15 protein-coding genes are annotated in these 18,852 nt (G+C 62.9%); 8 read left to right on the top strand and 7 right to left on the bottom strand.

Annotated elements, in window-relative coordinates; all coding sequences use genetic code 11:
* Nucleotides 1–9: 9 nt before the first annotated feature.
* The 5 genes from cydD (at nucleotide 10) to cydX (ending at nucleotide 6,350) form a co-directional block, all read left to right on the top strand.
* Nucleotides 10–1,668 (top strand): thiol reductant ABC exporter subunit CydD, encoded by a 1,659-nt coding sequence (cydD, locus tag BLP76_RS16175; RefSeq protein WP_244514636.1) that lies wholly within the window; start codon nucleotides 10–12, stop codon nucleotides 1,666–1,668.
* Nucleotides 1,665–3,362, top strand: coding sequence for a thiol reductant ABC exporter subunit CydC (gene cydC, locus BLP76_RS16170; RefSeq protein WP_092815764.1), 1,698 nt, complete (start codon nucleotides 1,665–1,667; stop codon nucleotides 3,360–3,362). The genes cydD and cydC overlap by 4 nt, the downstream gene beginning before the upstream one ends.
* 81 nt (nucleotides 3,363–3,443) lie before the next feature.
* Nucleotides 3,444–5,021 (top strand): cytochrome ubiquinol oxidase subunit I, encoded by a 1,578-nt coding sequence (locus tag BLP76_RS16165; RefSeq protein WP_092815761.1) that lies wholly within the window; start codon nucleotides 3,444–3,446, stop codon nucleotides 5,019–5,021.
* A gap of 5 nt (nucleotides 5,022–5,026) precedes the next feature.
* Complete coding sequence (gene cydB, locus BLP76_RS16160) at nucleotides 5,027–6,181, top strand: cytochrome d ubiquinol oxidase subunit II (protein ID WP_092815758.1); 1,155 nt, start codon at nucleotides 5,027–5,029, stop codon at nucleotides 6,179–6,181.
* A 19-nt stretch (nucleotides 6,182–6,200) separates the two neighbouring features.
* On the top strand, nucleotides 6,201–6,350 hold the full coding sequence (gene cydX, locus BLP76_RS16155; RefSeq protein ID WP_092815755.1) for a cytochrome bd-I oxidase subunit CydX: 150 nt from the start codon (nucleotides 6,201–6,203) through the stop codon (nucleotides 6,348–6,350).
* Nucleotides 6,351–6,499: 149 nt separating this feature from the next.
* Here the strand turns inward: cydX and BLP76_RS16150 are convergent, their stop codons facing one another.
* The 5 genes from BLP76_RS16150 to BLP76_RS16130 form a co-directional block, all read right to left on the bottom strand.
* Nucleotides 6,500–7,843 carry an HlyD family type I secretion periplasmic adaptor subunit gene (locus tag BLP76_RS16150; RefSeq protein ID WP_092815752.1) on the bottom strand — a complete coding sequence of 448 codons (1,344 nt, stop codon included), beginning with the start codon at nucleotides 7,841–7,843 and terminating at the stop codon, nucleotides 6,500–6,502.
* On the bottom strand, nucleotides 7,840–10,050 hold the full coding sequence (locus tag BLP76_RS16145; protein WP_092815937.1) for a type I secretion system permease/ATPase: 2,211 nt from the start codon (nucleotides 10,048–10,050) through the stop codon (nucleotides 7,840–7,842). The genes BLP76_RS16150 and BLP76_RS16145 overlap by 4 nt, the downstream gene beginning before the upstream one ends.
* Nucleotides 10,051–10,203: 153 nt before the next feature.
* Nucleotides 10,204–12,162, bottom strand: coding sequence for a hypothetical protein (locus tag BLP76_RS16140; protein WP_092815749.1), 1,959 nt, complete (start codon nucleotides 12,160–12,162; stop codon nucleotides 10,204–10,206).
* Nucleotides 12,163–12,329: 167 nt separating this feature from the next.
* The gene (locus BLP76_RS16135) at nucleotides 12,330–13,274 is read right to left on the bottom strand and encodes a hypothetical protein (RefSeq protein ID WP_092815746.1); all 945 of its coding nucleotides are present in this window, start codon (nucleotides 13,272–13,274) and stop codon (nucleotides 12,330–12,332) included.
* A gap of 113 nt (nucleotides 13,275–13,387) precedes the next feature.
* Nucleotides 13,388–14,302 (bottom strand): hypothetical protein, encoded by a 915-nt coding sequence (locus tag BLP76_RS16130; RefSeq protein WP_092815743.1) that lies wholly within the window; start codon nucleotides 14,300–14,302, stop codon nucleotides 13,388–13,390.
* Between the two features lie 350 nt (nucleotides 14,303–14,652).
* On the opposite strand from BLP76_RS16130, the gene BLP76_RS16125 reads away from it, so the two are divergent.
* From BLP76_RS16125 to BLP76_RS16115, 3 genes are all read left to right on the top strand, one after another.
* Nucleotides 14,653–15,282, top strand: coding sequence for a hypothetical protein (locus BLP76_RS16125; protein WP_092815740.1), 630 nt, complete (start codon nucleotides 14,653–14,655; stop codon nucleotides 15,280–15,282).
* Nucleotides 15,283–15,411: 129 nt separating this feature from the next.
* Complete coding sequence (locus BLP76_RS18650) at nucleotides 15,412–16,077, top strand: hypothetical protein (RefSeq protein ID WP_139163763.1); 666 nt, start codon at nucleotides 15,412–15,414, stop codon at nucleotides 16,075–16,077.
* Nucleotides 16,070–16,783, top strand: coding sequence for a response regulator (locus BLP76_RS16115; protein ID WP_170130505.1), 714 nt, complete (start codon nucleotides 16,070–16,072; stop codon nucleotides 16,781–16,783). The genes BLP76_RS18650 and BLP76_RS16115 overlap by 8 nt, the downstream gene beginning before the upstream one ends.
* A gap of 33 nt (nucleotides 16,784–16,816) precedes the next feature.
* On the opposite strand, the gene BLP76_RS16110 is transcribed toward BLP76_RS16115, so the two are convergent.
* Both BLP76_RS16110 and BLP76_RS16105 read right to left on the bottom strand, forming a co-directional pair.
* Nucleotides 16,817–17,524 carry a hypothetical protein gene (locus BLP76_RS16110; protein ID WP_092815731.1) on the bottom strand — a complete coding sequence of 236 codons (708 nt, stop codon included), beginning with the start codon at nucleotides 17,522–17,524 and terminating at the stop codon, nucleotides 16,817–16,819.
* Nucleotides 17,521–18,852, bottom strand: a complete 1,332-nt coding sequence (locus BLP76_RS16105; RefSeq protein WP_092815728.1) for an ABC transporter ATP-binding protein — start codon at nucleotides 18,850–18,852, stop codon at nucleotides 17,521–17,523. Before BLP76_RS16105 ends, BLP76_RS16110 begins: the two co-directional genes overlap by 4 nt.

Genomic DNA, 18,852 nt, shown 5'->3' with positions numbered 1-18,852 from the left:
TTGCCCCCGATGCGCCTTGGCGCGGGTTTGCAGGTGTTCGCCGCGCTTCTTTGGCTCCCGCAGGCAGCTTTGATCGCTCTCGTCATCGGCGATCTGGCCGGTCAGGGCCCTGCGCCTGAGGATGTCGGGCTGAACGCCGCGACCGCCGCTCTGGCCGTCGCCGCGCTCGGCATCGTCCGTGCGCTTCTCGATGGCTATGCCGGACGCCTCTGCTTCGGGCGCGCCCGCGCAATCCTCTCAGAGCGGCGGGCAAAGGCGGCGAAGGCGCTTGCCGCACGCTCGCCTCTCGATTCCGGGCGCCCCGCCTCGGGCGTGGCTGCCAGCATTCTCGGCGAACAGGGCGAGGCGATCGTGCCGTACCTCTCCCGCTATCGTCCGGCGCGCCTCAAAGCTCTGCTCGTGCCGCTTGCGATCGTCCTTACCGTCTTCCCGGTCTCCTGGGCGGCCGCGATCGTTCTTCTGATCGCAGCCCCTCTCATCCCGGTCTTCATGGCGTTGATCGGCTGGCGCGCCCAGGCCGCGAGCGAAGCGCAGCTTGCCGGGCTCGGCGACATGAACGGCTTCCTCCTCGACCGTCTGCGCGGCCTTGCAACCATCCGCGCGATGGGCGCGGTCGATGCCACCGCAAAACGTCTGCGCCAAGAAGCCGAAACCCTGCGGGCGCGCACCATGGCGGTTCTCAGGATCGCTTTTCTCTCCTCCGCCGTGCTGGAGCTCTTCGCCGCGCTCGGCGTCGCCATGGTGGCGGTCTATATCGGCTTCCATCTTCTCGGCCAGCTCCCGTTCGGCGCCTGGGGCGGCCGGCTCAGCCTTGGCGAAGGGCTCTTCGTCCTCCTTCTGGCTCCTGCATTCTTTGAACCTTTGCGGGATCTGTCCAGCATCTGGCACGACCGGGCTGCGGGCGAAGCCGCCCTGAAGGCGCTCGACGATCTCTCCGCGATAGATCTCGCTCTCCTGGATGCGGATGCCGATGACGCGGAGGACAGCCAGCGCGAAGGCGCGCGCGCGCCCGCACCGGCCCTGCGGCTCGAAAACCTCTCCTTTGCCCATGCCGGAGCCGAACAGGCGGCCATCGAAGACTTCTCACTCTCCGTCGAGGCCGGCGAAAAGATCGCCCTCTTCGGGCCGAGCGGGTCGGGCAAGTCGACACTTTTGGCTCTCATCGCCGGCCTTGCGCCTGCCGATGGAGGCCGCGTCCTTATCGCAGAGCAATCTTTGGACGAGACCAACGCCGGATCGCTGCGCCGTCAGATCGCCTGGATCGGCCAGACGCCGCACATCTTCGCCGGCGACCTCATGTCCAACGTCACGCTGCGCCGCCCCTGGATCGGCAGGGACACGGCACGCAGGGCCCTCGCCGCGGCCGGCCTCTCCCACATCCTTGCAGGCCGCGACGGCCATCTCGGCGAAGGCGGCATCGGCCTCTCCGGTGGCGAAGCCCTGCGCGTGGCGCTGGCGCGGTTCACGGCCGATCCCGGAAACTCGCTCATTCTCGCCGACGAGCCGACCGCCCATCTCGACAGCGAAACCGCCGAAGACATCGCCGACCATCTTCTCGCCTTCGCCAAAGGCCGCACGTTGATCGTGGCAACGCACGACCCGCTTCTGGCGCACCGCATGGACTGCATCGTCTATCTGCCGAAATCGGCCATGAGGGCAGTCGCATGAAGGCGGCCTGGCACGATCTCCGGCCCGTTCTCGCGGTCCTCCTCGCCGAGCGCCGGCCGATGCTGGCAGCGGGCGCTGCCCTTGCCGCCGTGACGGTGCTGGCGGGTGTCGGCCTTCTCGGCCTTTCCGGCTGGTTCATCACGGCAACCGCGATTGCCGGCCTCTCGACGGCCACAGCCCTCGCCTTCGACGTCTTCGCCCCCGCCGCCGCCATCCGTTTTCTCGCGATCGCCCGCACGGCCGGCCGCTACGGCGAGCGGCTGACGACCCATGAAGCGACCTTAAGTGCGCTCGCCGCCTTGCGCGAAAAACTCTTCCGCGGATGGGCCCCGCCCGGCGCGGCACGGCGCCTTCTGGAGCGCCCGGCACGGCTTCTCTTCCGCCTGACGGCCGACATCGACGCCCTCGATTCCATTTACCTGCGCATCCTCGTGCCCTTCCTGGCGGCTTTTGCCGCGGCGGCGGCAACCGGGCTCGTCCTCGCCGCCCTCAATCCGTGGCTCGGTCTCTCAGCCTTTCTGTGGCTTGCCCTCCTCGGCCTCATCATTCCACTGCGCACGGCCGCGGCCGCGCTTGCGCCCGGTCTTCGGCGCGCGCATCTCACGGAAGCGTTGCGCACCCGCACCATCGATCTCGTTGCGGGCCAGACCGAACTCGCAATGGCCGCGCGTCTCACCGCAGAGCGCCATGCGATCGCACGCACGGACCGGCGCCTCGTCGCCACCGATGAACGCCTGAACCGCATCGAGACGAGAGCCTCAGCCGCTTTCGGCATTGCCGGCGCCCTGCTTCTTGCCGGCACGCTCTATGTCGCGGCGCGCCTTGCCGAGGCAAACGAGATCGGCGCACCAGCCGCAGCGCTTGCGATCCTCGTCGTCTTTGCCGCCGCCGAACCTTTTGCAGCCCTCAAACGTGGTGCCGTCGAGCTCGGCCGCACGCGCCTTGCAGCACGCCGTCTCGCTCCGCGCCTCAAGACAGATCCCGTGGCACCGGCACGACCGCCTTCTATGCCGCCAAACAGGCAAGCGGCGCGCCTGAAGTCGGTCGATTTCCGTTATCCCGATGCGAAAAGACTTTGCCTGAGCGATATCTCACTCACCCTCACGGAAGGCGAAACCCTCGCGGTCGTGGGGCCGAGCGGCGCCGGCAAATCGACGTTGCTCGCGCTCCTGGCCGACGAAGCCACACCCGAGGCGGGCGAGATCGCGCATTCTCCATCAGTGCTTTTGACGCAGCGCACCGAGCTTTTTCAGGACACCCTCGCCGGCAATCTTCAGATCGCCAATCCTGACGCGAGCGAGGCGAGGCTCTGGCGCGCGCTTGAGGCCGCCGGCCTTCGAGCGGATGTCGAAGCTCTCCCCTCAGCTCTCGAGACCCGGCTCGGCGAAGGCGGGCTCGGCCTTTCCGGCGGCCAGGCACGACGCCTCTCGCTGGCGCGTCTTTTCCTGCGCGACACACCTCTTTGGCTTCTCGACGAGCCGACCGAAGGCCTCGATGGCCCGACCGCGCGCGAAATCATGCGGCGCCTCAAGGGCCAGAAACGCGGCCGCAGCCTCGTCATCAGCACACATTTGCGGCGGGAGGCGGAGATCGCCGACCGTCTCGTCATCCTGGAACAGGGGCAGATCGTTGCGGCCCCGCGGCGCAACGAACCGGGTTTCGAGCAGGCGCTCGAAGCCCTCCGTCCCGATTAGGAGCGACGCGGGATCAACCGCCGGCCTCGCACCCGATGGGGGCCGGCAGAGAAAGGAGACCGGGCAAACCGGTTACCGCCGATGGAACTCGACATTGTAGATCTATCGCGCCTGCAATTTGCGTTGACGGCGCTTTACCACTTCCTTTTCGTGCCCCTGACCCTCGGCCTCTCCATCATGCTTGCCATCATGGAGACGGTCTACGTCATGACCGACCGCCCGATCTGGCGGCAGATGACGAAGTTCTGGGGCGTGCTCTTCGGCATCAACTTCGTCGTCGGGGTCGCAACCGGCATCGTCATGGAATTCCAGTTCGGCATGAATTGGAGCTATTACAGCCACTATGTCGGCGACATTTTTGGCGCGCCTCTCGCCATTGAAGGTCTGATGGCCTTCTTCCTGGAAGCGACCTTCGTCGGCCTCTTCTTCTTCGGCTGGGACAAAATGTCGAAGCGCGGCCACCTCACCGCAACCTGGGCGGTGGCCATCGGCTCCAACCTCTCCGCCTTGTGGATCCTGATCGCCAACGGCTGGATGCAGAACCCCGTCGGTTCGGCCTTCAACTTCGACACGATGCGCATGGAGGTGACGGATTTCGCCGCAGTTCTCTTCAACCCTGTGGCGCAGGCGAAATTCGTGCACACGGTCTCCGCCGGCTATGTGACGGCCGCCGTCTTCGTACTCGGCGTCTCCGCCTGGTATCTCTTGAAGGGGCGCCACATCGCGCTGGCCAAGCGCTCCATGGCGGTCGCGGCCTCCTTCGGCCTCGCTTCCGCCCTCTCTGTCGTCGTTCTGGGTGACGAGAGCGGCTACCTCTCGACCGAGCACCAAAAGATGAAGCTCGCCGCGATCGAGGCCATGTGGCACACCGAGCCCGCTCCCGCGGCCTTCACCGTCGTCGGCATCCCCGACCAGGAAGACCGCGAAACGCATTACGCGGTGCATATTCCCTGGGTGATGGGCCTCATCGGCACGCGCTCGATCAACACCGAGATCCCCGGGATCGAGGAGCTCGTCGAACTCGCAAAAGTGCGCATCCGGCAAGGCATTACGGCCTTCGACGCCTTGCAGCAGATCCGCAGCCTGCCACCGGGTGACCCGGTTCCGGGCAACCTTCGCAAGACCTTCGAAGACAACGGTCACGAGCTCGGCTATGCGCTTCTTCTGAAGCGCTACGTCGACGACCCGCGCAATGCCAGCGAAGAGGAGATCACCAAGGCGGCATGGGACACGGTCCCAGGCGTCTTGCCGCTCTTCTGGACCTTCCGCATCATGGTAGGCCTCGGCTTCTTCTTCATCCTGTTGATGGGCGTCTTCTTCGTCTTGTCGGCCCAGCACACGTTGGAGAAGCGCCGCTGGCTCCTCTGGGTGGCGGTCTTTTCCATCCCGCTGCCATGGATTGCGGCCGAAAGCGGCTGGTTCGTCGCCGAATTCGGACGTCAGCCTTGGATCATCGAAGGCGTATTGCCGACCGCCGCAGCCGTCTCGGATCTCGGTGCCGGCACGGTCTTGATGACCATAATCGGCTTCGTCCTCATCTACACGACCCTCTTCATCATCGAGATGGGCCTGATGGTGGCGGCGATCCGCAAAGGGCCCGATCCCGAGGAAGAGCCTGAAAGCCCGGCCATCTCCTCCCACGTCGTACCGGCGGAGTGACAGCTATGATCCTTCACGACCTTATCTCCTACGATGTCCTTCGCCTGATCTGGTGGGGGCTCCTCGGCATTCTGTTGATCGGCTTTGCCGTCACCGACGGTTTCGATCTCGGCACGGGCACGTTGCTGCCTTTCGTCGCCAGGAACGATCTGGAACGACGTGTCGTCATCAACTCCGTCGGCCCGGTCTGGGAAGGCAACCAGGTCTGGCTGATCCTCGGAGGCGGCGCGATCTTCGCCGCCTGGCCGCCGCTTTATGCGGTGTCCTTCTCCGGCTTCTATCTCGCCATGTTCGCGATCCTGTTCGCGCTCATCTTGCGGCCGGTCGGCTTCAAATACCGCTCCAAACGCGAGAGCCCCACATGGCGTCGGAACTGGGATTGGGCTCTCTTCATCGGCTCGTTCGTGCCGGCGCTCATCTTCGGTGTCGCCGTCGGCAACGTCCTCCAGGGCGTTCCCTTCCGCTTCAACAGCGATCTGCGCATCTTCTACGACGGCACGTTTTTCGGGCTGCTCAATCCCTTCGCGCTTTTGTGCGGTCTCGTCTCCGTCTCGATGCTCATCATGCATGGCGGCGCCTGGCTCGTCTTGAAGACGCAAGGTGACGTGCGTGAGCGCGCCCGCAACTATGGAAGCATCGCCGCAATCGCGACGATCGCCCTCTTCGTGCTTGCCGGCGCCTATATCTGGGCTTTCGTCGACGGCTACCGGATCGTCGGCTCGATCGATCCGGTCGGGCCTTCAAACCCGCTCGTGAAATCGGTCGAGATGGGAGAAGGGATCTGGCTCGGCAATTACGGGACCTATCCCTGGATGATGGCGGCGCCGATCCTCGGCATCGTCGCGGCCTTCCTGGCGTTCATCCTGCTCAGGATCCGCCTGGAAGGTCTCACCGTGATCGTCAGCGGCCTTTCGATCGTCGGCATCATTTCGACCGTGGGCGCGTCGATGTTTCCCTTCATCCTGCCGTCGTCGCTCATGCCGAAGGCGAGCCTCACCGTCTGGGATGCCTCGTCGAGCCACCTCACGCTCTTCATCATGCTCGTCGTCACGGCGATCTTCGTGCCGATCATCCTTGTCTATACCGCCTGGGTCTATCGGGTGCTGTGGGGCAAGGTCGACGAGGACGAAATCAGCGGTGGCAAGAGCCACGCCTACTAAGCGACAGGAGGAGATTGAGATGTGGTATTTCGCCTGGCTTCTCGGCCTGCCGCTGGCAGCCGCCTTTGCCGTTCTCAACGCCATGTGGTTCGAACTCATGGAAGAGGATGAGCGCATCGAAGCGCATTCACCCCAAAAACCGGCCGCCGAGCGACCGACCCAAGCCTGAAAGAGTGTCCTCCCGGCGGCGAACCGCCGGGAGGACACTCGCGCCTGCCGGCCATCATCCCGAAACGCTCGCGCCCGATCCCCCTTGAGACGACGCTTGCGAAAGGAACCGCCGGATCCCCCTCCGGAGGCGGCTCGGCTTTCCCGGGCTCAGCTTTCCCGGAAGGCGCGGCCCATACTGTCTCTCACCGGCTTCGTGATGTAATCGAGGAACGTGCGCGACGCCGTCTCGATGAAGATCTCGGCTGGCATGCCCGGCGTGATGTGCAACTCCTGCGCCTGCGCCAGATGCTTGTCGTCGAGAAGCACACGAACGAGGTAGACGTCTTTCGGGTTGTCGCGATCCTTGCCGCGGATCGTATCGGCGGACACGTAAATCACCGTGCCGGTGAAGGCCGGCGTGGTCCTGCGGTTGAAGCTCGTCAGGTTGACGGTCGCGGCTTGCCCAAGCGCCACATCGTCGATGTCCGACGGCTTCACCGGCGCTTCGATGATGAGATCCTCGTTCTCCGGCAAGATCTCCAGAATGTCTTTGCCGCTTTCGATGACGCCGCCGATCGTATTGTAGTTGAACTTGACGATGATGCCTGCGACCGGCGAGCGGATCTCGACACGGCCAAGAACGTCCGAGGCTGCGGCCAGCTGCTCGCGGATATCGTCGAGGTCGCTGTTGACGGTCTGCAATTCGTCGCCGGCCCGCTGCCGCGTTTCCTGGCGAAGCTGGGCGATTTCCGCCTCATGGCGGGCAATCTGGCTCTTGAGATCGCCTTCGTCCCCCTCGAGTTTGCCGACCATGCCCCGCGCTTCGGCGATCACCCGGTCCATTTCGAACAGACGGCTCAGCGGCAACAGGCCTTTCTCCTGAAGCGTGGCCTTGCCTTCGCGCTCCTTGAGGATGAGCCGGAGCTGCTCGGAAACGGCGGCCTTCTGGGCTTCCACACCCTTCAGCCTTTCGCGCAGCGCCTGAATGCTGCCTTCGACGATGTGCTCATTGCCCTTCAGCTGCGCCAAAGCGGCATCGAACAGGCGCCTTTGCATATCCTGGATCTGCTCGATCTCTTCGCCATCCGCATCGTTCAAACGCACATCGCGAAAGACCAACGCCTCGCGCCCGGCCGCCTGGGCCGAGAGCCGGTCGCTCGCCGCCTGCAAACGCGCAAACCGGATCGACAGGCGGCGCGCATTGGCCCGCGGAGCAACGGAATCGAGCACGAGCAGAGTCTGGCCGGCATCGACCCGGTCGCCCTCCCGCGCACGGATTTCCCGAATGATCCCGCCTTCAAGATGCTGCACCAGCTTGTTCTGGCCGGTGGACACGAAGGTGCCGCTCGCCACGACCGCCGCGGCAAGCGGTGCCGTCGCCGCCCAGCCCCCGAAGCCTGCGAAGGCGAGCCCGATCACAAGGGCGCCGGCAAGGGAGGCCGACGCGATGGAGCGGGGAACGGGCGCATACCATTCCTCCAGCGGGTAGTCTCCGCCAGCTTTCTTGCTCATGCCTGGTCTCCCCTCGCCTGACCGTCGGGCGCTCCCCCGGGCCCGGGCTTTTTCGGACCGGCAAGCGCCTGCAGCATCGCCTGCCGCTCACCGATCGCCTGCACGGTGCCGTCCTTCATGACCATGATCTTGTCGACGCAACGCAGGAGTGCCGTGCGCTGCGTGATCGCGATGACCGTCGTGCCGACCGTCTTCGCCTTTTCGATCGCCTGGGCCAGCGCCTGCTCGCCGGCCGTGTCGAGATTGGAGTTCGGCTCGTCCAGGATGACGAGACGCGGATTGCCGAAGAAGGCCCGGGCCAATCCGATGCGCTGCTTCTGGCCGCCGGAGAGCGGCGCACCATCGCCTGCGATCATGGTCTCATAGCCCTGCGGCAGCGACGCGATCAGCTTGTGCACGCCGGCGAGCGCCGCGGCCTCGAAGATCATCTCGTCCGTCACATCTTCGCGCATGCGGGCAATGTTCGCCTTGATGGAGGCCGGAAACAGCTGAATGTCCTGCGGAAGATAGCCGATATTCTCGCCGAGCTGCCGCGGGTCCCAGTTCTTCAGTTCCATGAGATCGAGCCGCACGCTTCCGGCCGTCGGCACGATCGAGCCGACCAGCATTTTGCCCAAAGTCGACTTGCCGGCGCCCGAATCCCCGATGATTGCCAGGGTCTCACCGGGCTCCAGACTGAAGGTGACGCCGTTCAGAATGACGCGCTTGTTGGGCGGCGGCACGAACAGAACCCGCTCCACGTCGAGGCGACCCGTCGGTTGCGGCAGCCTGAGGCGCTCCACATTGAGCGGTGATGTCCGTAGCAAGGTGGCGATCCGGTCATAGGCCGCGCGGGACTGGATATAGGTGCGCCATCCCTCGATCGTCCCTTCGACCGGTGCGAGCGCGCGGCTCGCAATGATCGAGGAGGCGATCACCATGCCGCCTGTGAGCCGCCCGTCGAGAGCCAGATGCGCGCCCCAGCCGAGCATGGCGATCTGGGCGAAGAGGCGAATGGCCTTGGAAATGCCGGTGAAGAAGACGTTGCGATCCTGCGCGGTTACCTGGTGGCGCAGCGAGTTGGCGTTGGCACGTCCCCACATGCGCACGGCCTCCGGGATCATCCCGAGCGCATTGATGATCTGCGAATTGCGCGACAGGGATTCCAGGTTGAGATTGGCCATCGTCAGATGCGCATTGGCTTCCGCGAAGGGTCTCGCCGTGATCTGGCGGTTGATGAACGCAACGGCCATCAACAGCAGGATCGACGTGCAGACGATGAAACCGAGATGCGGGTGGACGAGGAAAACCGCCAGGATGAAGATCGGCGCAAGCGGCGCATCGAGCATCGCCAGGAGCGTGCCGCCGGTGACGAAGTTGCGGATATGCTGGAGATCTCCCAGCACCTGATAATCGCGCCCGCTTCCCCCGAGCGCAGAGCGCGCCGCCGCGCTCAGGATCGGCGAACTCAGCCGCGTCTCGATCTCCGAGGCGGTGCGCATCAGGATGCGGCGGCGGAAAACGTCGAGAAGCACCTGTCCCACGATCGCACCCGCCGTGATCAACGTCAGCATGACGAGCGTATCGACGGAGCGGCTGGTGAGAACGCGGTCGGCGATCTGGAAAAGATAGATCGGCACGGCGAGAACGAGGACGTTCATTGCGATCGTAAAGACGAACACGACGAGCATGTTCATCTTCACTTTCGCCACCGTCAGGGCGAGCGCCTGGCGGAAATTCGGCTGCGAGACGCGCTCCTGCATCTTCGGCCGGCCATCGGAGCCGCCGCCTCCACCGCCGCTGCCGCCCGAAGACGGCGGTGGCTTGCCGCCGCCCCCTTTTTGCACAGAGAGCTCAGCGCGCTCGTTCTTCTCGATCTCGATCACGGGCGCAAAGGGAGGAGATTTCGCCTTTGCTGGTTCCGGCTCCCGGAACTTCGTCGGTTTGACGTCGTCGAGCTTTCCGGTGCTACGGCCCATCCTCTCTTGCGACGGCGACGCGGATGAAGGCCTTGCCTGAGGCGCCTCTCCACCCGGAGGCTGCGGACCGGCTTGCGCTTTGGAAACCAAGGCGAGCTCGTCGAGCTGCACCGCCTTCGGAAGCCCCTGCCACGAAGCTCTCGGCTCTTTCGTCTTCCCATGCAGCCGGGGCGTCCTTGCGGCCACCGCGACCTCGCGAAGGATGTCCTCCTCCATGCGAGTGATCGCCGCCTGGGCTGCGGGCGTCATCCAGAGACTGCGGGACCGTGACGCGTCAGACGAGGCAGGCGCCGCGGCCTGCGGCTGTTGCACAGAAGCTCGCTTCCCCGCGAGCGCAGCATCCTCGACGAGATCGCCGGTGCTGCCTCCACCTGACATTTCCGTGGACATCAACTTCATGGTTCACCCGAAAAAGCTCGCCAGGCCATCGCCCGGCATGTCGTATGAGTGGATTGCAAAACCGCCCTCCTCGTCAGGCACATCGATGTCGGGGCTCGTGAAGGCGATCACTTCCGGCGCAAGCTTTGCCGTGTCGAAGACGGACATGTTTCCTCTCGGAACGAGATCCGCCTGCGCGAGAATGGAATCGGAGTAGTAGTCCCCGCCGAGGAAGCGCACGGAACCGGCCGTGTCGTAGTCGATGATCTGGCCTGCATTGACGACGGCGTTGCCGCCGGTCTCGATATGCCAGGGCACGTCCGACCCGGATTTGTTGACAAGCTCGGCCGCCGTCTTCCGCGCATAATCGACGGTGTCGGCATCGGAGAGGATGGTCGTCTGCTTGAGATGGGTGAGCTCGACCCGGTCGCCGGTCACGTAGAGAATGCGCAGATGCGAGCTGCCGAGAAAATCGAGCGGCTCCCCGAGAGCGCGATCGAAAGTATCCTCGCCGCGACCGAAGGCTGACACGAGATCCGACATCGTCTCAGACACCGGGCGGAAATCGGTCCCGCCGATATTTTCGATGGAGGCGAAGTTGTAGAGAAGATTTCCGGAGCTTGAGATGCTGCCGCCGGCGGCCGCCCCGGGCGCTATGTAATCATTGTCGAGAAGGATGCTCACCTGGTCGATGTAGTTTCCTTCATAAACGCTGCCGCCGAAGATGATGACATCGTAGAAATCCTGAAGGGCTGAAAAATCGACTGCGCCATATGAGACGTTCCCACCCGTCTCAATCGTCGTATCCTCGCTGACCGAGGTGAGAACCACCTGATCGTCATCCAACACGACACGGATCTGCTCGATGAAGCGAGAGGTGACGAGGTCGCCGTCGATGACATCCACCTCGTAATCGTAAGGCACGAAGTAGCCGGCGGGATCGGCGGGCCCGGGTGTCACGCCATCGCTGCGCTCGAAAACCGCGACGTTGTAGGCATCCGTGTAAGAGCTGCCTGTGCCATCGAACCCGACGCCAGCCGGACGCTCGTCGACATCGAGATGCACGGTCAGCTGATTGATCGCATTCGTCTCGTAATAATCGCCCATGACGATCGTCGTGCGGGCGAAAGTGTCGGCCTGGAGGACGGTCGCTTCGTTGACGACGGTGTTGTGGCCGAGGTCGATCTCCGCCGTCACCACCGCGTCGAGGGGATCGATCGGGGCTTCGTCGGCATCGTCGTCGCCGAGGCCGAGCCGGTCGAAAATCTCGTTGACCGTCGGATACGCGCTCGATGGCTGCCCGTTCACATAAGCGCCGTCATGGCCGGGGACTGGCCCGGCGCGTTCCGGATCGTGATAGGCCGAGGTGAGAAGCGCTTCGCGGATCTCAGAAGGGTCGTGCAGCCCGCCGGTCTCGCCGTTCCAGTTCTCCTCTGCGACATCTCTGCCCGATGTCTCGACGCGCCAGATCTCTTCGCGCCATATCTGCGCGGCATCGATCATCGTCTGGAGGTCCTCGCCCGCATCGGGGACGAGAGAGACGGGGTCCACCCCATCGACCAGCGAGAGCTGATCATTGTCGTCGAGCACAGCGTGCTGACGGACCACGCCGAAGCTTGAATCGACAGCCTCGTTGTAGACCGCCCGCACATCCGGCTCGGCAAAGGCGCCGGGCGCGCTGACGCCGGCCGGTTCACCAGGCCGCAAGAAAACCGGGCCGCTATCGCTCAAAAAGACGGGCTCGGCCCCATGGCCCGACGGCACGGACGCCGAATGATGTCCGGCCGGATCGACCGAAACGGAAGGATATCCGCCGAGCCGCAGCGAAACACCTCCCCCGCCCGCAGGTCCATCTTCCGGGGCCACATGGGCAAGCGTTCCCGGCGCATCCGGGTTCAGCGCGACCGGACGGTGCCCGAAATCGAAGTCGGGATGCTCGATGCGGATCTTCGCGGTCTCATCGACCGGTTCGAAGAACCCCATGAATCTGGATATGGCTTCTGCGACGGCGTTGGCACGCACGGCCTGGCTCCGAGATTCTGACCGAGTTAAGGCAGAGAGAGCCGCGACATGGCGCGGCTCTCAGTGTCAGTGTCGCTCGAAGTTCGAGTCTCCTCAGCCTTCGAACACCATTCAGCTGGCTCGGCTGATCAGGCGTCGTCGCCGGCGATATCGCCGTCGTCGGAACCACCCACGACGCTCGTATCGATGCGCGCATACTGCGTGTTGAGGCCGGTTTCGATCGTCTGGCCGAAGGCAGAGAGATTGGCCGAGGCATCCGCAGAGGCCGTCGCATTCGCACCGACGTCGCTGTCGCCGCCGACATTTCCGACGGTTGCGTCGGAATCGGTCCAGCCGCCATCGATGCACCCGGCATCTTGGCTGACGGAAGCCCAGCCGCTGTTCGACACAGACGGGCTCATCACCAGATCGTTGTCGGTGAGGAGCTGATCCTGCAGGCCGCTGAGGACGTTACCGTCTCCGCCGACGCTCAAGATGTCGTCGATACGGCCCTGGAGCCCGTCGAGATCGACGAGATCGCTGTCGTCCAGGCAGTACTCGTTGAACGTCTCGGTATGCGAGCTTGCATTGAAGGAATCGGTCAGCGTCTTGTTGCCGACATCGTCGATGCTGACGTTGAGCGTGTTGCCGCTGTTCGTCGTGTTCACATCGTCATCCGACCAATTGGTCGTGTTTTCCTCGGTGAAGTCCAAAGACTTCTCGATAGTGACCGAGGAATTGCCGGAATCCTCCACGTCGATGTCGACCGTCTTCGACACCGTGTTGGTGTTGTCGCTGCCGACAGAGACGTCCTTGTCCACCGAGAACGAGGACGTGTTGAGGGAATCGACCACCGCCATGTCGATGTCGTCGCCGGCATCATTGTCGTCGATGTCGACCACGTCCTGATCGTCGATGTCCTGGTTGTCGTCATCCGAAAGATCGTTGCCGCTCATGAAGGAGGAGCTCAGATTGCTCTCGGAGCCGTCGACGAAGTTGTGGCTGCTGTCCTGGAACGCACCCACAACGCCGGCACTGGTGCTGCCGGTGTTGTTTTCTTCGGGCGCCGGAGGAGCCGGATTGAAGTTAAACATAGCGTATTCCTTTGAAAATCGTCGCTCGCGCAGGCACAGCCGGAGCGTTTAGGGCGATGCCCACAAGCGGATGTTGAAAGAATGCGTGACCGGCCGAAGCCGTGCGCATGCGATCAGGTGTCGTCGCCCATGATGTCGGAGTCCGCGCTGCCGCCGACCACATCGAGATTCATGCTGGCGTACTGAATGTTGCCGCCCATGCTGATGCTCTGGTCGAAGCCGCTGAGATCCGCGAGAGCGTCCGCGCCGGCATTGGCGTTGCCGCCGACATCGCTGGCACCGTCGACATTCCCGACGCCGGAGGTCGCATCTGCGTAGCCGCCGTCAATGTTGTACGCCGCTTGATCGAGATGGCCGTTGTTGGTGACGGTCGGATTGGCGACGAAATCGCTATCCATCATCGTCTGGACCTGATCCAGAGCGAAGACGTTGCCGTCACCCCCGAGCGACAGGAGGTCGTCGATATTGCCGCAAAGGCCATCGACATCGACGAGATCGCTGTCGGAGATCTGCTCCATCTTTGTGTGGATATCGGTGTCCGACCAGTTGCCGACGTTGTCGAGCGTCTCGTTGAAGCTGTCGGTGACGCCGACATTCGCAGTGTTGTTGCTGCCGGTCGTGTTCACGTCATCGTCGGAATAGTTGAACGTGTTGGTCGAGGAGACGTCCGAACTGAAGTCGGAGGAGAACGTCTCGTTGCCGACATTGGAGACGTCGACCGACGTGTCCGACGTATAGGTCGACTCATTCCCGCTGAAATAGGATTCGTCGGTATCGATATCGGTCGTGCTCGAATTGCCGGAACCGAGAACCGCGACGTCGATGTCGTCGCCACCGTCGTTGTCGTCAATGTCGATCACGTCCTGATCGTCGAGATCAAGATTATCGTCGTCGCTCGCATCGTTGTTGCTGAGAACGTCGAAATCCTGGTTCGTCACAGACGCATCGACGCCGTTACCCCAGCTGTCCTGGAACGCGCCGGCGACGCCGGCATTGGCGAATGCCAGATTGTTACGGTCAGTAGCCATTTTCACTTCCCTCTGGTCGAGAGACAGCCTGGAACCGCAATCCGTCATCTACGCGGATTGAACGGCTTCAACAGCCTCTCGCGTTGGTCGGAACCCTGATGGGTCCGGTTGCCGGAACATCCAGCAACTGCGTCAATGGTGAGCGAGATGGAGGCAAATTGTCTCTCAGGAAATTCCCCGTTTCCGCGTAAAAAATCCTGACATGACAGCGTTATTCCTATAGCGATAACGGGTATTACCCCAAAGTATGTCAGGAATAACCTGACATACCACCCTTTATGCTGCATTGACTTTGTATCTGGCTGATTCAGAGCTTACCATCTAAGGGATAAACTCAAGGAGGTTCATCGGTGGACGATACCTATCCGGCAAACGGCGCCGCTGCTGATTCGCGTCTTCCGGAGCCACCCACCTTCCAGGCGTTCTCCGCCCCGCCCCGCGGCTTGCAGGAGCGGCGGATGCGTATCTTCGCCACCATCGGCAATCTGGTGCTCAACTGGTCGAACAACGAGAGCCTTTTCGTCCACGTCCTCATGCTGCTGATGGAAACCGACCACCCAACCTCGGTGATCGTCTTCGGAACCCTCAACACCACGCGGGCGCGGCTCGATCTCGTCAACAGGCTGGCCAAGGCGAAGCTCCGCGATGAAGCCATTGCCAAGCGCTTGAAGCTTCTCGTGAAACGCTTCGAAGCGGCGACGAAGCTGCGAAACGAGCTCAACCATTCCATGTTTGCGGTCGACCAGCTCGGCGAAATCACGCACACCAACCTGATGCGCATCGAGGAAAAGCGGGGCCGCATCTGTTTTGGACGCGAGCGCCCGCTTGATGACCGGCGCCTCGACGAAATGAACGAAGCGGCCCGCGAGATGACCGAGCTCAACCGCGACCTCTGGCAATTCCTGCCCGAGCTCGAACGTCATCTGCGTGCGAACAAAGAGAAAAACGCCAGCGGGCCTCCTCCCTCCGCCGATGGATGAGAATACGAAACGCCTGAAGATACAAAATAAACTCGCAAAAATATATAGATTCTAACTTTTAATTAGAATAATCTCTTCCTACGGAGCATCCAAGGCACACGCAGAACGTGCCTCTGCTCAGGGGGAAGCATGAAAGCGGAACAGGAATGCGCGCTGTGCGAGGAGATATCACTGCTGCACGACGTCGTCGGCACGTCTCTTAGTTCGCTCAATCTCAAGCTGCTTCAGTTGACACGAAAATACGCCGATGACGACTTGATCACAGGTATCGGCCACGACGTAGATCAGCTTTCTCCGCTCATCCAGCGCATCTATTCTGCGGCACAAACTTCTCATTCCTGCTCGATATCTCTTGACGAATTCGTCCGCGCGATGGCTCCGGTCATCGCCGCCCGCCATCATTTGCAGATCTACCTTCTTTCATCGAAAGAAAGCGCCGGCTTTTTCCGCCTGCCTTTCTGCCTCGTGGTGGGTCGAGCGATCGAGCAGGTGGTCGCCGCGGCCCGCTGTCTCAGGCACGACGATGCCTTTGTCGCAGTCAGCCTCTCAGCCATAGACCGATTTAAAGTTGCGGTTCATATTGAAGCAAATTTTAAAGACGGATGGGGAAACCCAGAGGGCTCATTAGAAGACTTCGTTTTTTCGACCGCCATACAGAAGACTAGAGAAGAATTCTCACCACTCAGAGTCGAGATCCGACCCTTGAATGGGCAGAATGCTCGGTTCTCCATCTCCCTGGAGGCACAAGACGATGCAAGCAGCTGCGAAATCGTACCGAATAGGCGTCGTGGATGACCATCCCTGCGTGATTGCCGGCATCCGTGCCGCGCTGGAGTTTGAAGAAGGGCTCGTTTTTTCCGGCGAGGCGCGCACCGCCGAACAGGCTTTGGCGCTCGCGGAAAGCGGCACAATCGACGCGCTCGTCGCCGACCTCTCTCTGCCCGGTGCCGCAGAAGGCGCCTGGTTGCCGGAGGCAATCGCACGGGCGCCGTCTCTTCCGGTCCTCGCCTACACGATGCATGCGGACACACGCATTCTTCAGCGTGTGTTTGCGCTGGGCGTCACCGGATACGTGCTCAAGAGCTCCGAGGCACGCCACCTCATCGACGCGTTGCGTCTCGTTCTCTCCGGCAGGCGCTACATCGACCCCTGCCTCGCCACGCAACTGCTGCCCTGTGTCAATGAAGGCGAGAATGATAGCGAGGAGACGGAGATTACCCGGCGGGAAGAAGAGACTTTGAAGCTCACCGCTTTCGGCTTCAGCATCAAGGAGATCGCCGGAAAGCTCTGTGTCAGCCCAAAGTCTGTCGAGACCTATAAGCGTCGCGCGGCGCAAAAGCTGTCTCTGCAAAGCCGGGCCGATATCGTCCGCTTCGCGATTGATCGAGGATGGCTGGACATAGACCGCCCGCCCCTCTCCGCGCTCGATCGCAAGCCGAATGCCTGGATCGCCGACACCTCACGGACCTCAGCTTCGCATCGCGGACGCTCCATCTTCTGAGATTGCGGTGCAAAGGATCGGGCCAGCGCGCCTTCAGCCCGCGAGACCGCCCGCTCGGCCCATTTGGCGGACAACATCTGGCCCCCAGATCCAGACGAGGTAGGCACCGCAGACGAAGCAATCGACAACGATCTCGGCCCCGCCGCCATAATCACGCCAGCGGCGCATCGGCGGCAGCACGCCACGCGCCTCGATCACCGTCGTCACCCGCTCCACGTAGATCACGAGGAAGACCATGAGCGTATCGATCCGCCGCGACAGGCGCCGCAACGCCGAGATCGGCCCGCGGCCGCGATCGGCGGGCATGGCCGCCTCCAGCGCATCGGCGGTGTAACTCGTCTCTCGCATGGCCTCGGCCAGCACGTCCTGCGCCCTCTCCATGAAATGCACGACGTAATTGACGATCGACACACGGCCCAAAAAATCGACGAGTTCGTCTCGGTTGTTGTGCACGAAGACGAGGAGAAGAAGCATCGCGCAGGGAATGCGAAGAAACAGGAAGTCGCCAGCGAGCATGTCGAAGGCCGCGGCGGGCGTGGCGCCTCGAACAATCGAAACGCCGAAGGCGGACGCGACGAGGACACAAGCCGAGATCGCCGGAAGAAGCAGCGCATAGGTCGGCAGCCTGAAGCGCCTGCGCCAAGAGAGGCTTCGCACGACCACGGCAAGCGCCGGCACAACGAAGTCGCCGACATTGGTGGCCGCGCCGCAAGCGAAAGCAAGGGTGAGGAAGAAGATCATAAGAGATGGCGGACCGTCTCGGCCTCGATCTCCGCCTCATGGCTGAAGATCATGGCCGATAGCCCGCTTGCCGCGTTGATCTGCGCCAGCAGGATTTCCATCTCCGGCCGGTCGAGCCCGGCGAAGGGTTCATCGAGGATGAGAATCTCGAGCGGCATCGCGAGGAAGGCGAGGACATAGAGAAGCTTCTTCCGGGAAAGAGGAAGATCGGCGACGCGCACATCCCGCCCCACCTTTGGAAAATGGGAGCGGAAGACCCCGCCCCGGTCGAGTTCGCCCACCGTCAGATGCACCGGCAGACGGTCGGGATACTGGAAGGTGGCGGCGATCCGGCTCCCCTCCCGGCGCCATAGCCGGCCGCGATGACCAGTGCCGATGCCGACGAGGCCGCGGGCAAGTGAGGTCTTGCCCGTTCCGTTCGGGGCCAGAAAGAGGGCATGCTCGCCCTCCCCTAAGACGGCGGAAAACGGCCGTGCCAGGCCCGCATGACAAAACCCCTCCGCAACGAGAACGGGGTTGGCACCCTCGCCTGCCGTATCGGTGAGGAGAAGGGTCGGACGCGAGGCAAACGCGGCTTGAACTCTTGCGAGATCGACCTCCTCCACCCTCGCGGCCGAAATCGTCACCGCGCGGCTGCACAGATCGACGAAATCCCCCCGCCCGCCATCGTAGATGAGCACGATGCGGCTCTCCCGGATCTCTTTCAGCAGCCCCTTCAGGAACGTCTTGAAATCTCGGTCGAGATTGGCGGCGCTCAAATCCAGGATCAGAAACGGCGAGCCGGTTTCCACGACGCAGGCGATATTGAGGCGATGGCTTTCGCCGCCGGAAAGGGATTGCGTCGGATGGGCGAGGATCTGCGTCAGCCCATATTTCTCGAAGACGGCATAGTCTGGAGGCGCCTCCCGCCCGAGAGCCGCGAAGGAATATCGGATCTCCTCGGCGACGTTGCGCCCGACGCTGTACTGCTTCGGCTCGCCGAAAACGAAGCCGATCGTCTGCGCGCGGTGGAGACGAAAATTGCGGCCTGCCGGACAATCCTCGTCCGACATGGTGAGCTTGAAACGCGAGCCGTCCGAAAGCTCGTAAGAAAAGAGGTCGAGCCCGCGCACCGGGAACGGGCGCCGCACCATCGCCCGGCCTTCGACCGGCTGCAAATAACGGGAAAAGCGGGCAAGCCCCGACAAGAGCTCCAGGAACAAGGAGGGGCGCTCGCCGGAAGCGGCATCGAGATAGACGATCTCGCCCGCCTCGAAATCGATGCCTTGCGGCACCGAGAAGGCGTGGCCGGCAATCTCGGCCGTGCCGGCTTGGATACGAAGATGCAT

The sequence above is a fragment of the Afifella marina DSM 2698 genome, assembly GCF_900102695.1.
In the GTDB taxonomy this organism is placed as follows: Bacteria; Pseudomonadota; Alphaproteobacteria; order Rhizobiales; family Afifellaceae; genus Afifella; species Afifella marina.
Note: the sequence above shows the minus strand (reverse complement) of the source record. Positions and strands in the feature narration are given on the sequence as shown.

What these genes read in the sequence shown, in the direction of transcription:
- cydD (WP_244514636.1), top strand. Translation starts at nt 10, where the DNA reads ATGCGCCTTGGCGCGGGTTTGCAGGTGTTCGCCGCGCTTCTTTGGCTC.
- cydC (WP_092815764.1), top strand. Translation starts at nt 1,665, where the DNA reads ATGAAGGCGGCCTGGCACGATCTCCGGCCCGTTCTCGCGGTCCTCCTC.
- BLP76_RS16165 (WP_092815761.1), top strand. Translation starts at nt 3,444, where the DNA reads ATGGAACTCGACATTGTAGATCTATCGCGCCTGCAATTTGCGTTGACG.
- cydB (WP_092815758.1), top strand. Translation starts at nt 5,027, where the DNA reads ATGATCCTTCACGACCTTATCTCCTACGATGTCCTTCGCCTGATCTGG.
- cydX (WP_092815755.1), top strand. Translation starts at nt 6,201, where the DNA reads ATGTGGTATTTCGCCTGGCTTCTCGGCCTGCCGCTGGCAGCCGCCTTT.
- BLP76_RS16150 (WP_092815752.1), bottom strand. Translation starts at nt 7,843, where the DNA reads ATGAGCAAGAAAGCTGGCGGAGACTACCCGCTGGAGGAATGGTATGCG.
- BLP76_RS16145 (WP_092815937.1), bottom strand. Translation starts at nt 10,050, where the DNA reads ATGACGCCCGCAGCCCAGGCGGCGATCACTCGCATGGAGGAGGACATC.
- BLP76_RS16140 (WP_092815749.1), bottom strand. Translation starts at nt 12,162, where the DNA reads ATGGGGTTCTTCGAACCGGTCGATGAGACCGCGAAGATCCGCATCGAG.
- BLP76_RS16135 (WP_092815746.1), bottom strand. Translation starts at nt 13,274, where the DNA reads ATGTTTAACTTCAATCCGGCTCCTCCGGCGCCCGAAGAAAACAACACC.
- BLP76_RS16130 (WP_092815743.1), bottom strand. Translation starts at nt 14,302, where the DNA reads ATGGCTACTGACCGTAACAATCTGGCATTCGCCAATGCCGGCGTCGCC.
- BLP76_RS18650 (WP_139163763.1), top strand. Translation starts at nt 15,412, where the DNA reads ATGAAAGCGGAACAGGAATGCGCGCTGTGCGAGGAGATATCACTGCTG.
- BLP76_RS16110 (WP_092815731.1), bottom strand. Translation starts at nt 17,524, where the DNA reads ATGATCTTCTTCCTCACCCTTGCTTTCGCTTGCGGCGCGGCCACCAAT.
- BLP76_RS16105 (WP_092815728.1), bottom strand. Translation starts at nt 18,852, where the DNA reads ATGCATCTTCGTATCCAAGCCGGCACGGCCGAGATTGCCGGCCACGCC.